The sequence below is a fragment of the Streptomyces sp. TLI_55 genome, assembly GCF_900206255.1.
GTDB lineage: Bacteria > Actinomycetota > Actinomycetes > Streptomycetales > Streptomycetaceae > Streptomyces > Streptomyces aquilus.
On sequence record NZ_OAOJ01000001.1, the window covers coordinates 3,038,838 to 3,052,097 of the forward strand.

The following is a 13,260-nucleotide window of genomic DNA, read 5'->3' on the forward strand; positions in this document are numbered from 1 at the left end:
TCAGCAGAGTTCGATGCCGGCGGCCGGGTCGGTACCCACGTTCACGTTGCCGCCCCACACGTACACGCCGTTGAAGACCTGGCCGGCGGCGTAGTCGACGACCTGGCCGTAGTACCAGACGTCCGTGGTGTATCCGCCCGCGGTGACGCGCTCACCGCGGGAGTAGCAGAGGATCCCGGCCTCGGTCTCCTCGGTCGTCGTGTGCAAGAGTCGGCCGCTGGTCCTGGGGGCGTCGCGCAGGTTGCTGTGGGCCTGCACGGTCGTCGCACGGACGTCGCCGGTGCCGGACGGCGCGGCCTCGGCGGTCCCGGCCGCGCCGAGCAGGGAGAGGGCCGCGCCGAGTGCCAGCCCGGTGGCCACGGCGGCCCTGCCTCGCTTGGTCATGGAGGTGCTCCTCGGTGTGGTTCCGCGCATCAGCAGGGGGAGAGCTGAGGGGACGGGTCGGCGCCGACGTTGACGTTGCCGCCCCAGACCCAGACGTCGTAGTAGGAGTGCGGCGGTGTCGCGGAGTAGTCGTCGACGTAGCCGAAGTACCAGACGTCGGTGCCGTAGCCGCCGGCCTCCACGTACTGGCCACGCGTGTAGCACCTGATGAACGCCTTGCTCGTGGACGTGGTGGTGCCGACGAGCCCGCTGTTCGTGGTGGCGGCCTCACGGAGGTTGCTGCCACCCTGGATCGTGGTGTTGATGCTCTGCGCGGTGGCCTCCGCGCTGCCGGCCGTGCCGAGCAGGGAGAGTGCCGCACCGAGCGCCAGCCCCGTCGCCGCCAGCCTGGTGGATCGCTTCGCCATTGTTTCCCCTTGCGGTGGTTGCTTCCTGGTCGGTCTTACGACGGGTGGCGCTGGGCGTCCGTATGACTGTCCGGTCAGAAGGGGCAGTCGTCGACGTGCGCGAGGTGTTCGTCCCCTGTGATGTACACGTTGTTCACCCAGCCCCAGGGCCCGCTCGGTGTCTCCACGTACGTCCACCACCGGCTGGTGTAACCCGCGTCGCTGATGAGCTCCCCCTGCTTCTGGCAGTAGGCGGTGACGGTGATCTGGGACAGCGTCGCCACGACCCCGCAGTTCTGCCGGGAGGGGAAGGCCCTGCACGTCTCGGCGGGGGCTCCCGAGGCGCCGTTGCGGACGTTGACGTCGGTCGCCCACACATGGACCTCCGTGAAGCCCGTCGCCGCGGCCCGCGGCACGGCGGGCTGCTCGGCCGCTTCCGGCTGGGCCGTCGCGGTCGCGGGGGCGGCCAGCGCCGCGGCGGCGACAAGGACGGCCGTGGTCAGCGCTCGGAGCATGCGTGGTGAGGTACGTGGTGATGTGTTCGGCATGGTGGAGGGGCCTCTTCCTCTTCCGGCGGCGGTGGCGGGGCGGCGGGTGTCGCGCCGTTCACACCAGCGACGAGGCGTGGCCGCCTCTCGTATGAGTGCCGGTGCCTGCGTCAGCGCCCCCGAGTGGGCTCCAAGGGCTCAAGCGCCTCGCGGGTGCCGAGTCGGCCGAAGACGTCGTGCGCCTCCTGCTCGAGCTCGCGTCCCGTCGCGGTCCGGCCCTGCGCCAGTTCGGCGCGCGCCAGGTCCCGCAGGGTGCGGGCGCGCCACAGCGGCAGGTGCAGTGCGTCCCACAGTCCCAGCGCCTGTCGCAGCGTCCCGGTCGCCGACTCCCAGTCGGACGCGGCGAGATGCCACTCGCCGAGGGTGCGCAGGACGAGGGCCTCGCCGAACATGTCCTGCCGCTTGCGGGTGATCTCCAGGCACCGGTCGAGCCGCTGCCGGGCCTCGGTCATCCGGCCCCGCCGGAACTCGACCTTGGCCAGGGACTGGCTCGCGTACATGACGCCATAGGCGTCGTCCGTCTCCTCGAAGAGGGCGAGGGACTGCCGCAGCAGGGCCTCCGCGGCCGCCAGTTCACCCCGCGCCCGGTGACACAGGCCCAGTGACCGCAGCGCGAGCGCCTCGCCGTGCCGGTCCCGGGCGCTGACGTACAGACGGTGGGCACGGGACAACGCCTCCCAGGCCTCGCCGTCCCGGCCCTGTTCCCGGTGCACGAAGCCGATGCCGTACAGCACATGGGCCATGGACGCGATGTCCGCCGGCTCCCGGTACTGTTCGAGCGCCGACGTCAGCAGGGGCAACGCCTCCTCGTAGCGGCCCTGTTCACGCCGGGCCGCGCCCATGCCGGCCAGCGCGTCCGCCCGTCCGGTGCGTACGGACCGCTCCTCGAACAGCCGCAGCGCCAGGGCGAAGAACGCGTACGCCTCGTCCAGGCGATCCTGTTCCAGGCGGAGTCGGCCCAGCCCGTTCAGCAGCCAGGCCTCGCCCTCGATGTCCCCGGCCCGGCGTACCGCCGCCAGGGCCACGTCGTGGGAACGGGACCATGCGTCGAACTGGTTGTAGAGGGCCACGGAGGCGGCCATGAGGGTGGCGGCGAGTTCGCGGGCGGCGTCGAACATTCCGTGGTCGGCGCAGTGGATGACGGTGGCCAGCAGACTCGGCAGCTCGGCCGCGAACCACGCGGACGGCTCGTCCGTACCCCGGAAAACCCCGTCCGCCCCGTACCCGGGCCCGCCCCGGATCTCCGCCGCCCCACCCGCACCCGCCTCCGCCCCACCCAGGACCCCCGCAGCCCAGCCCGCACCCGCCTCCGCCCCACCCGCAGCTCCACCCGATCCCGCCACCACCCCACCCAGGCCCCCCGCAGCCCAGCCCCCACCCGCCCCCGGCCCACCTACGACCTCCGCCGCCCCACCCGCACCCGCACCCGCTCCACCCGCGACCTCCAAACCCCCACCCGCACCCCGCCCCGCCCCGGCATCCGGACGCCCCGCCCCATCCGTACCCGTTCCCCTGCCCGTGACCGGCAGCAGCCGTGACGCGCCTCCCGGGCCGTGGGCCGCCGCGATGCGGGCCATGGTCAGCCAGCGCGCGACCAGTCTGCGCACCGCCGCGTCCCGGTCCTCCCGGGTCTCGTCGACGAGGCAGCGCTCGCGGGCGTACTCGCGCGCCAGGTCGTGGATCCGGTAGCGCGTCCGGCCCGTCCCGTCGGTGCCCACGACCTCCACGAAGTGGCAGTCCACGAGTTGTTCGACCGCGTCCTCCGCGTCGTCCTCGCCCACGTCCAGAAGCGGCCCGGCGACCCACGCGGCGAAGTCGGGCAGGTCGATCAGGGCCAGGCGGCGCAGGGCGCGCTGCTCCTCCTTGTCCAGGTCCGCGTAGCCCAGACCGAGGCTCGCGCGCACCTCCAGGTCGCCCGCCTGCAGTTCGTCCAGCCGACGGTGCTCGTCCCGCAGGCGGGCCACCAGCCGCGCCGGCGTCCAGTGCGGCCGGGCGGCGAGACGGGCGCCGGCGACCCGGACGGCGAGCGGCAGCCGGCCGCACAGCGCGACGATCTCGGCGGCCCGTTCGGGTTCCGGCGCGGTCCGGGCCGGACCGGCCACGCGGGCCAGCAGGTCCAGGGACTCCCCCTCGGACGGCACCCCCAGATCAAGATGGGCGGCGCCCTCCAGCGCGACGAGCCGGCGGCGGGCGGTGATCAGCACGGCCGAGCCGCCGCCCGGCGGGAGCAGCGGACGCAGCGGGGCCTCGCTGACACCGTTGTCGAGAATGAGCAGGACCCGGCGGCGTGCGATGTGCGTGCGGTACAGCCCCAGGAGGTCCTCCTCGTCGCGTGCCGGGGTCTGCGGATCCACCCCGAGCGCACGCAGCAGTCTGGCCAGGGCGTCAGCGGTCCGTACCGGCTCCGAGTCCGAGGCGCGCAGGTCCACGAAGAGCTGGCCGTCGGGGAAGAGCGCGGCGGTGCGATGGCCCACGTGGACGGCCAGGGCGGTCTTGCCGGTGCCCGAGCGGCCGGAGATCACCCCGATGGGCGGCGCGGTGCGCAGCGGGTCGCGCACCTTCTCCAGCAGTGCGGTCAGCCAGGCCGTCTGCTCGGCACGCCCGACGAAATCGGCCGCGTCGGGCGGGAGTTGGGTGGGCACCGGCTGACGGGTGCCGTGGGGCCGGTCGGCACGGCGGACTGCCGCCGTGTCCTCGTCCGCGCCCGGGGCGGCCGCCGCCGGTGCGGGCACGGATCTCCTCCCGGCGGGCGCGGCTCTGCGGGCCGTCGGCACTCCCAGCACCGTCGTGTCCGCCCGGAGCAGGGCCTGGTGCAGGGCCCGCAGTTCCGGGCCGGGGTCCGCGCCCAGTTCCGTACGGAGCAGCCGACGGCCCTCGTCGTAGCAGCGCAGCGCGTCGGGCATCCGGCCGGAGCGGAACAGGGCGGTCATCAGCTGACCGCGCGGGCGTTCCCTGAGCGGGTGGGCGGCGACATGGGCGACGAGTTCGGAGACGAGATCCGTGTGCCGGTCCAGGTCCAGTTCGGCGGAGAACCTGAACTCCTGTGCCTCCAGCCGGAGTTCCGTCAGGCGCAGCGCCTCGACCCGGGCGAAGGACTGACCGAGCCCTTCCAGGGCGTCCCGGCCACGCCACAGGCGCGACGCCGCCTGAAGGATCTCGACGGCCTCCTCGGCCCGCCCGGCGACGGCCGCCTCCCGGCCGGACGCGAACGCCGCCTCGAAGCGCCGGGCGTCCACGGCGGCGGGCGGGAACTCGGCGACGTAGCCAGGGGTGCGGGTACGGATGGCCTCCGCACCCTCCGTACCGGCCAGGGCCCGGCGCAGTCCGGAGACGTGCGAGGCGACGAGCGCCCGCGCGGTGGCGGGCGGCTCCTCCTCCCAGACCAGATCGACCAGCCGCTCCACGGACAGCACCTCACCGAGACGTACGACGAGAGCCGCGAGGATCGCGGTCGGTTTGGGACCGTTCAACGCGATCCGGTGTCCCTCGCTCAACACCTCGACCGGACCCAGAAGGCAAACGTCCACCGTGTCCCCCGATTTCACGTCCTGGAGCCGGGGCCGTGCCGCCCCCACTGACACTCACCTCCACCCGCGGACGGCAGGTTGCACGGCGGACCGATGTGGCGGAAGGGGTGGCCGGAACTCATCGGTCCGCAGGTAGCGGTGGCGTGTTCCTGGCGCTGCATGCGTCCTGCAGAAGATCTGCATCGATCCTGCAACGCCCGCCGCGACGCTGTGAGCGTGACGGACATCATCCTGCTCTCGGACCCCCGGGTCGCCGCGACGCGTGTCACCGACAACGGTGAAGCCCTGGTCGACGCCCGGGAGTTCGCCGCCCTGCGGGTCGACACGCGAAAGTCCGACGACGCCGGCTCGTACGCGCATCTGCGGGCCGACGTACTGCGCCGGCTGCTGCTCGCTCAGGAGGCGCTGCCCCCGGGCGTGCGCCTGCTGATGGTGGAGGGCTTCCGGCCGCCCGCCCTGCAACGCCGCTACTTCGAGGAGTACGCGGCGGCGCTGCGCCTGGCGCACCCGGACGTCGGCCCGGACCGGATCCGGGAGCTGGCCAGCGCGTACATCTCGCCCCCGGAGGTCGCTCCGCACGTCAGCGGCGGCGCGGTGGATCTGACGCTGTGCACGGACGACGGTGTCGAACTGCCGCTCGGTACGGAGGTCAACGCCACCCCCGAGGAGAGCGCGGGCGGTTGCCGCACCGGCGCGCTCAACATCGACGCCGAGGCCCGTGCCCACCGGGCGGCGCTGGGCCGCGCCATGACGGCCGCAGGGTTCGTCAACTACCCCACCGAGTGGTGGCACTGGTCGTACGGGGACCGGTACTGGGCGCTCCTGACCGAAGCGCCGGCGGCCAAGTACGGGCTCGCCACCCTGAGCCCCACCACAGTCTGAGACAGCAGGATTCCGGGGGAACACCGTGGAGAACACCACCACCGACCATATGACCGCCGCCGAGTTCGACGAGGCGTTCACCGCCGTGATGCCGAAGCTGCGGCGCCGGCTGCTGGCGCTGACCGGCAATCCACACGACGCCGACGACCTGCTGCAGGAGACGTACCTGAGACTCTCCCGCCGCGCCCGGGCGAGCACCCTGGCGCGCCAGCAGCAGCCGTACGCCTACACCTGCGCGGCGGCGCTGAACCTGCTGCGCGACCTGTGGCGGCACCCCTCGCGCCAGGAGCGCTGCACCGACCGGCTGCCGGAACACGGCTGGGACGGCGGCTTCGCGAGCAGAGAGGCCGAGGCGGAGACGGCGGCGCTGCTGCGCGGACTGTCCCCCAAGGAGGCGGCGGCCGTGATCCTCGTCGACATCGAGGGCCTGACCCACGACATGGCGGGCGAACGGCTCGGCGCACATCGCGGCACGGTGCAGCGCAACCGGATGCGCGGCCTCGCCAAGATCCGCGCCGCGCTCGCCGCGTAGGAAGCGGGCCCGCCGCGCAGGAACCGGCCCACGCACACATTCACGCAGCCCGCCGCACTGAGCCGGCCCCACGCACACGCAGACCAGACCGCCGCACCAACCACCGCACCGGACGCCACCGACCCGTACCGCACCCACGCACCCACGCACTGACCACCGGGGGGAACCCATGCGTCGCACCAACCGCGCACTCGCGACGGCAGGAGGACTGCTGCTCGCCACCGCATTGACCTGTACCGGTACGGCGATGGCCGCCTCGGCGCCGGTCGCCTCGGCGGACGGGTCCGCCGCCGACTGCCGTCCCCTGGCGGACGCGCCCGCCCAGGCACAGGCGATCGTCAACGCCGCGTGTTCGCAGATCGGGGTGCCGTACTCGTGGGGCGGCGGCTCGATCCACGGGCCGACGTACGGTCAGGACTATCCCGGCGGCGGCCCCGGCGCCCACGACAGCCAGGTCAAGGGCTTCGACTGCTCGCACCTGGTGCAGTACGCGGCCTGGCAGGGAGCGGGCATCGCTCTGCCCGAGGGGACGTGGAACCAGGCCCGGTGGAGCGAGGCCACCGCACGGTTCACCCGCGCCCAGGGGATCGCGCCCTTGCAGCCCGGCGATCTGCTGCTGTGGGGCTCGGACCCGGCCGACCTCGGCAGCGTCCACCACATCGCCATCTACCTCGGCAACGGCAGGATGGTCGAGGCCCGGGAGTCCGGGACGCTCGTGATGGTCAGCGACGTGCGGCTGAACTCCGAGTACGCGGGGGCCCTGCGCATCACCGGCGCCCAGCAGCCGCCCGCGGACACCAAGCGGTTCATGACCTGGGGCACCGATGTGGGCCTCCGTCCCGACCCCGGCCTCCAGCGGCCGCCCGTGGCCCGGCTGCCCGGCCCCACGGCCGTGGACGTCCTCTGCCAGACGCACGGCCAGATGATCACCGCCGAGGGCTACACCAACGACGCCTGGTCGTACCTGCCCAAGTACAAGGCGTGGATCTCGAACATCTACATCAACGACCCGGCGGCCTGGCTGCCCGGGGTCCCCGAGTGCGCGCCCCCGTCCTGACCCGCACACCGCTCATCCCACCCATGAAGGAGACACCGCCATGCGCGTAGTGAAGCGCACCAAGTCCCTGGGCCTGCTCGTCGCCACGGTCGCCGCGGCCGGGCTGGTCCCGCTCGCGGCCGGCCAGGCCGCCGCCGCCCCGCCCGCCAAGGCCGCCGCCTACGCCGGTTCCTGCCCGGCGGCCGGCACGGTCACCCAGGGGTGGAGCTCCGGCCACGACGGCGTCGACATCGCCAACAGCCGCGGTACGTCGATCTACTCCACCGGACCCGGCACCGTCATCGCCTCCGGCCCCGCCAGCGGCTACGGCCAGTGGATCCGCATCCGGCACGACGACGGCACGATCACCGAGTACGGCCACATGTACGAGCGTCTCGTCTCCGTGAACCAGCGGGTCGACAGCGGCCAGCTGATCGCGCGCATGGGCTCCGAAGGCGACTCCACCGGGCCGCACCTGCACCTCAGGGTGTACGCCTCCACGTCCGCCACCCGGGGCGTGGACCCCGTCCCCTATCTCAACGAGCGCGGTGTGAACCTGCCGTGCACCCCGGGCAGCGGAACGCCCGGCACCAACTTCACCACCTGGGGCACCTCGGTCCGGGTGCGCACCGACGCCCGGCTGAACGCGGCGGTCGTGCGCACGCTGACCGGGCCGACGGCGGTCAACGTGCAGTGCCAGAAGCACGGCGACGTGGTCAACGCCGAGGGCTACACCAACGACGCCTGGTCCTTCGTCCCGGCGCTCGGCGGCTACATCTCCAACATCTACATCGACCACCCCGCCTCCTGGCTGCCGGGGGTGCCGGAGTGCTGACCGGCATCCTGAGCCGATCCCACGCCGGTACGAGGGGGGTCGCGGCGGTGGCACTGGCCGCCGGGCTGCTCCTCTCCCCCGGCCTCACCTCGTCCGCGCGGGCCGCCGACTCGGCGCCCTGCACCCCCGACCCCGACTACGAAGGGCTGTACCGCTGCCCGATCTGGGGCACGGACGTCAATCTGCGGTCCCGCCCCGATCCGGAGGCCCCGGTCGTCGCCACGTCGCCCGCCGACGGCTGGCTGCTGACGGAATGCCAGGTCAGGGGCGGTCGCGCGACCTACGGCGGCTACTGGCACACCTGGTGGGTCAAGACCCCGGCCAGCGGCATGGCTCCGGCCGCGTACATGAGCGAGATCTTCCTCGTCGGCGGCGGCGACGACGAGCGGGACTCGGGCCTGCCGGTCTGCTGACCGGCTGAGAGCGCCGAGGAGCCCCTCTCCTCGGCGCTCTCGTGCTCCTTCCCCACCTCCCCGCCTCCCCCTATCCCGATCCCGATCCCGATCCCGAGGACGACCATGATGACCTTGAACCGCGCACGAGGCGCGCTGCGGACCGGCGTGCTGACCGCCGCCCTCGCCGCGCTCCTGTGCGGCACCGCGACGACCATGTCCGCCGCCTCCGCCGAGTCCCCCTCGGCGCGCCCGGCGGCGGTCCGCGCCGACGTGCCGGCCGGGGTGACGGCGGGCGTCGCCGTCTTCGACCGCCAGACCGGCACCTTCACCGAACAGCTGAACACCGCAGCACAGTTCAGATCCGCGTCCGTGGTGAAGCTGCTGATCGCCCTGGACGTGCTCTGGAACCGCAGCCCGGACGCCCTGTCGGCCACCGACCGGGCCCGGATCGACATCATGCTGCGCGGCAGCGACGACGCCGCCGCGAGCACCTTCTGGTCGAACAACGGCTCGGGGGCGATCGTCGACCGGATGGTCACCCGGCTCGGCCTGACCGACACCGCCCGGCCGCCGTCCACCCATCCCGGCTACTGGGGCTACACCGCCCTCTCGGCCCGCGACACCGTGAAGATCTACCGCTATCTGCTGGACTCCGCCCCGGCGGCGACCCGCGACTACGTCCTCGGTGACCTGCGGCAGTCCACCCGCTGCGCCACCGACGGCTACGACCAGCACTTCGGCATCGCCGGCTCCTTCAACCGGCCCTGGGCCGTCAAGCAGGGCTGGTCGGGCTTCAGTTCGGGCGGCTGCACGGCACCGGCCGCGACGGCCGCGAAGGCGGCCGAGACCGGTGAGGCGCCGGCGGGAACCGCCGCTCGGACGTCGGCGGCCGCCGACACCGTGGATCTCTCCCGCCCGGCACTGCACACGACGGGTGTGGTGGGCGCGGGCGACCGCTCCATCGTGGCGGTCTTCACCCTGCACCCCAGCGGAACGTCCTACGGCAAGGCCTACACCGACCTCGGGCGGCTGACCCGTTCACTGGACGTCCCCGGCGCCTCCCGCCCCACCGGTACCTGGGTCGGCACCTGGGGCAGCGGGGTCCGCGTCCGCACCGAGGCGACGACCGGCTCCGGCGCGATCACCACCCTGCCCGCCGGGGTCGAGGTCCTGGTCGGCTGCCAGAAGCGCGGCGAACAGGTCAGCCAACCGCCCTACGTCAACGACTGGTGGGCCCGACTGCCGCAGTACGGCGGCTACATGACCAACATCTACCTCAGCACGCCGGAGAACCAGGTACCCGGCGTACCGGTCTGCTGACGCGCCCCGGAACGGTCACGGCCGGTCCAGGCGCAACCGTTCCGCCCGCGGCAGGCCGGCCACCACCAGGTCGTAGGAGTCCTCGATCAGCTCCCGCACGAGCTGATCGGGCAGCTCCCCGTCGACCGTCACGGTGTTCCAGTGCCGCTTGTTCATGTGGTAGCCGGGGATGATCAGGCCGGGGTGGTCGGCGCGCAGCCGGACCGCGTCCTCCGGGTCGCACTTGAGGTTGACCGTCAGGGGGCGGTTGTCCAGCCAGGACAGGGCGAACATCTTGCCCAGCACCTTGAAGACGGAGATCTCCGGTGAGAAGGGGAAGTCCTCCACGGCGGCGTTGAAGGACAGGCAGAACGAGCGCAGCTCCTGCGGGGTCACTCGTCCTCCTTGGGCACCTCTACCGGCTCCACCAGCACGGTCACGATCTTGTTCCGCCGGCCGGCCGCGGCCTCCGCCGTCAGCCGCAGGGCCCGCTCGTCGGGCAGGTCCACGACGGCCGAGGCGCCGGCGATCGGGACGCGCCCCAGCGCCTTCGCGAGGAGTCCGCCGACGGTCTCCACGTCCTCGTCGTCGTACTCGTCGAGGCCGTACAGCTCGCCCAGGTCGGTGATGTCGAGGCGGGCGGTGACCCGGTAGCGGTCGTCGCCCAGCTCCTTGACCGGCGGCAGCTCGCGGTCGTACTCGTCGGTGATCTCGCCGACGATCTCTTCCAGGATGTCCTCGATGGTGACGATGCCGGCGGTGCCGCCGTACTCGTCGATGACGACGGCGACGTGGTTGCGGTCGCGCTGCATCTCGCGCAGCAGGTCGCCGGCGTTCTTGGTGTCGGGCACGAACACGGCGGGCCGCATGGCCGTGGAGACCAGCTCGCTCTCCGCGTCGCGGCTGATGTGCGTCTTGCGGACCAGGTCCTTCAGATACACGATGCCGACGATGTCGTCCTCGCTCTCCCCGGTCACCGGTATGCGGGAGAAACCGGAGCGCAGGGCGAGGGTGAGGGCCTGACGGATCGTCTTGTAGCGCTCGATGACGACGAGGTCGGTGCGCGGCACCATGACCTCCCGCACGAGGGTGTCGCCGAGCTCGAAGACGGAGTGCACCATGCGGCGCTCGTCGTCCTCGATGAGCGACTCCTTCTCGGCGAGGTCGACCAGCGCGCGCAGCTCCGCCTCGGAGGCGAAGGGGCCGCGCCGGAAGCCCTTGCCGGGGGTGAGCGCGTTGCCGATGAGGATCAGCAGGTTCGGGATCGGGCCCATGATCCGCGCGAGCGGCAGCAGGACGTACGCCGCCGCCGTCGCGGTGTTCAGCGGGTGCTGGCGGCCGATGGTGCGCGGGGAGACGCCGACGGCGACGTACGACACCAGCACCATGACGCCGATCGCGACGAGCAGGGCCTGGGTGGTGCCGTCGAACTCCTGGAGGCAGGCGTAGGTGACCATCGCCGCCGCGGCCATCTCGCAGGCGACGCGGACCAGCAGCGCCACGTTGAGATAGCGGGTCGGGTCGGCGGCGATCTGCGCGAGCTTGGCGCTGCCGCGCCGGCCGACGCGGACGGCCTCCTCGGCGCGGAAGCTGGAGACCCGCGCGAGGCCCGCCTCCGCGCAGGCGGCGAGCCAGGCGACGACGACCAGGGCGATCGCGCCGGAGACGAGGGGAAGGCTCATGACACGGTCGGGGCCGGCGACGGACCGGTCAGCCCCTTCTCCGCGCGCCAGCCATCGACGATGGCGGCCTGGAGGCCGAACATCTCGGCCTTCTCGTCCGGCTCCTCGTGGTCGTAGCCGAGCAGGTGCAGCACGCCATGGACGGTCAGGAGCTGGAGCTCCTCGTCCATGGAGTGCTGCGTCTCGGCGTCCTCGCCCTGCTTCTTGGCCACTTCGGGACAGAGCACGATGTCGCCGAGCAGCCCCTGCGGGGGCTCCTCGTCGTCCTTGCCGGGCGGCCGCAGCTCGTCCATCGGGAAGGACATGACATCGGTCGGCCCGGGCAGGTCCATCCACTGGATGTGCAGCTGCTCCATGGCGTCGGCGTCCACGACGATCACCGAGAGCTCGGAGAGCGGGTGGATGCGCATCCGCGCGAGTGCGTAGCGGGCGATGTCGAGGATCGCCTGCTCGTCGACCTCGGTTCCGGACTCGTTGTTGACGTCGATCGACATGGTGCTGGTTCGTCTACTTCCGCTTCGTACGGCCGCCCTTGTGGGTGCCGTTCTCCGTGCCGTGGTGGCTGTCGTACTTCTCGTACGCGTCGACGATACGGCCGACCAGCTTGTGCCGTACGACGTCCTGTGACGACAGGCGGGAGAAGTGGACGTCGTCGAGGCCTTCGAGGATGTCCTGGACCTGACGCAGACCCGACTTGGTGCCGTTGGGCAGGTCGACCTGGGTCACGTCACCCGTGATCACGATCTTCGACTCGAAGCCGAGGCGGGTGAGGAACATCTTCATCTGCTCGGGCGAGGTGTTCTGGGCCTCGTCGAGGATGATGAAGGCGTCGTTGAGCGTACGGCCGCGCATGTACGCCAGGGGCGCGACCTCGATCGTGCCCGCGGCCATCAGGCGCGGGATCGAGTCCGGGTCCAGCATGTCGTGCAACGCGTCGTAGAGCGGGCGCAGATACGGGTCGATCTTCTCGTAGAGCGTGCCGGGCAGGAAGCCCAGCCGCTCGCCGGCCTCCACCGCAGGCCGGGTCAGGATGATGCGGTTGACCTGCTTGGACTGCAGGGCCTGCACCGCCTTGGCCATGGCGAGATAGGTCTTGCCGGTACCGGCGGGGCCGATGCCGAAGACAATCGTGTGCTTGTCGATCGCGTCGACGTACCGCTTCTGGTTCAGGGTCTTGGGGCGGATCGTCCGGCCGCGCGAGGAGAGGATGTTCTGGGTGAGCACCTCGGCCGGGGTCTCCTGGCCGTCGTTGGTGCCGTTCTCGCTCGCTCTGAGCATCGCGATGGATCGTTCCACTGCGTCCTCCGTCATCGGCTGTCCGGTGCGGAGCACCAGCATCATCTCGTCGAACAGGCGCTGGACGATGGCCACTTCGGCGGCGTCGCCGACCGCGCTGATCTCATTGCCCCGGACATGGATGTCGGCCGCCGGGAAGGCCTTCTCGATCACGCGCAACAGGGAGTCGCCGGACCCCAGCACGGTCACCATGGGGTGCTGGGCGGGGACGGTGAACTGTGCTCTCGCCTGTCCCTGCGCGGGGGTGCGATCTGTGGGTGTCTGAGTCATGGGCCGGCTCTGAAGGCCTTGCTCGTCCTCCTCGAAACGACTCGCCCGCCACATGGGCGGTCTGGCGATTTCCAGGGTACGCCGGGGGACTGACAACGCCGAAGGCCTTTTCCGCCCGCGGCGACCGGGATGCGGGCGCCCTCGGTGCCGCGATGAGCCCTGCATACGCCCCCCGCGCGCGTGGGGAG

General features: G+C 72.2%; 14 protein-coding genes. 6 read left to right on the plus strand and 8 right to left on the minus strand.

What is annotated here, in order from left to right; translation table 11 throughout:
- The 4 genes from CRP56_RS14145 to CRP56_RS14160 all read right to left on the minus strand — a co-directional run bounded on the left by CRP56_RS14145 (nucleotide 1) and on the right by CRP56_RS14160 (nucleotide 4,815).
- A complete protein-coding gene (locus tag CRP56_RS14145) occupies nucleotides 1-384 on the minus strand; it encodes a hypothetical protein (protein WP_097263927.1) in 384 nt (127 codons plus the stop codon).
- A 29-nt stretch (nucleotides 385-413) separates the two neighbouring features.
- Complete coding sequence (locus tag CRP56_RS14150; RefSeq protein WP_097263928.1) at nucleotides 414-791, minus strand: hypothetical protein; 378 nt, start codon at nucleotides 789-791, stop codon at nucleotides 414-416.
- A 74-nt stretch (nucleotides 792-865) separates the two neighbouring features.
- The gene (locus tag CRP56_RS14155) at nucleotides 866-1,285 is read right to left on the minus strand and encodes a hypothetical protein (RefSeq protein WP_097263930.1); all 420 of its coding nucleotides are present in this window, start codon (nucleotides 1,283-1,285) and stop codon (nucleotides 866-868) included.
- 143 nt (nucleotides 1,286-1,428) lie between these two features.
- Nucleotides 1,429-4,815 (minus strand): BTAD domain-containing putative transcriptional regulator, encoded by a 3,387-nt coding sequence (locus CRP56_RS14160; protein WP_257041923.1) that lies wholly within the window; start codon nucleotides 4,813-4,815, stop codon nucleotides 1,429-1,431.
- 246 nt (nucleotides 4,816-5,061) lie between these two features.
- Between CRP56_RS14160 and CRP56_RS14165 the strand changes: the two genes are divergently transcribed.
- The 6 genes from CRP56_RS14165 (at nucleotide 5,062) to CRP56_RS14190 (ending at nucleotide 9,845) form a co-directional block, all read left to right on the plus strand.
- Nucleotides 5,062-5,727, plus strand: a complete 666-nt coding sequence (locus CRP56_RS14165; protein WP_097274031.1) for a M15 family metallopeptidase — start codon at nucleotides 5,062-5,064, stop codon at nucleotides 5,725-5,727.
- Nucleotides 5,728-5,752: 25 nt separating this feature from the next.
- Nucleotides 5,753-6,259 carry an RNA polymerase sigma factor gene (locus CRP56_RS14170; RefSeq protein ID WP_373559645.1) on the plus strand — a complete coding sequence of 169 codons (507 nt, stop codon included), beginning with the start codon at nucleotides 5,753-5,755 and terminating at the stop codon, nucleotides 6,257-6,259.
- Between the two features lie 169 nt (nucleotides 6,260-6,428).
- Nucleotides 6,429-7,316, plus strand: coding sequence for a C40 family peptidase (locus tag CRP56_RS14175; RefSeq protein WP_097263932.1), 888 nt, complete (start codon nucleotides 6,429-6,431; stop codon nucleotides 7,314-7,316).
- Nucleotides 7,317-7,356: 40 nt separating this feature from the next.
- Entirely contained in the window at nucleotides 7,357-8,130 is a 774-nt protein-coding gene (locus tag CRP56_RS14180; protein ID WP_257040781.1) for a M23 family metallopeptidase, read from the plus strand.
- Entirely contained in the window at nucleotides 8,124-8,543 is a 420-nt protein-coding gene (locus tag CRP56_RS14185) for a hypothetical protein (protein WP_097263933.1), read from the plus strand. Before CRP56_RS14180 ends, CRP56_RS14185 begins: the two co-directional genes overlap by 7 nt.
- A 108-nt stretch (nucleotides 8,544-8,651) precedes the next feature.
- On the plus strand, nucleotides 8,652-9,845 hold the full coding sequence (locus CRP56_RS14190) for a hypothetical protein (RefSeq protein WP_373559754.1): 1,194 nt from the start codon (nucleotides 8,652-8,654) through the stop codon (nucleotides 9,843-9,845).
- A gap of 15 nt (nucleotides 9,846-9,860) precedes the next feature.
- Here CRP56_RS14190 and CRP56_RS14195 read toward each other — a convergent pair whose 3' ends face one another.
- Genes CRP56_RS14195 through CRP56_RS14210 form a run of 4 tightly spaced genes read right to left on the minus strand, consistent with a single transcriptional unit; the run spans nucleotide 9,861 to nucleotide 13,072 of the window.
- Nucleotides 9,861-10,220 (minus strand): MmcQ/YjbR family DNA-binding protein, encoded by a 360-nt coding sequence (locus CRP56_RS14195; protein WP_097263934.1) that lies wholly within the window; start codon nucleotides 10,218-10,220, stop codon nucleotides 9,861-9,863.
- The gene (locus CRP56_RS14200; protein WP_059191698.1) at nucleotides 10,217-11,506 is read right to left on the minus strand and encodes a hemolysin family protein; all 1,290 of its coding nucleotides are present in this window, start codon (nucleotides 11,504-11,506) and stop codon (nucleotides 10,217-10,219) included. The genes CRP56_RS14195 and CRP56_RS14200 overlap by 4 nt, the downstream gene beginning before the upstream one ends.
- A complete protein-coding gene (ybeY, locus tag CRP56_RS14205) occupies nucleotides 11,503-12,000 on the minus strand; it encodes an rRNA maturation RNase YbeY (protein WP_059191699.1) in 498 nt (165 codons plus the stop codon). Before ybeY ends, CRP56_RS14200 begins: the two co-directional genes overlap by 4 nt.
- A gap of 13 nt (nucleotides 12,001-12,013) precedes the next feature.
- Nucleotides 12,014-13,072, minus strand: coding sequence for a PhoH family protein (locus tag CRP56_RS14210; RefSeq protein WP_097263936.1), 1,059 nt, complete (start codon nucleotides 13,070-13,072; stop codon nucleotides 12,014-12,016).
- Nucleotides 13,073-13,260 lie beyond the last annotated feature (188 nt).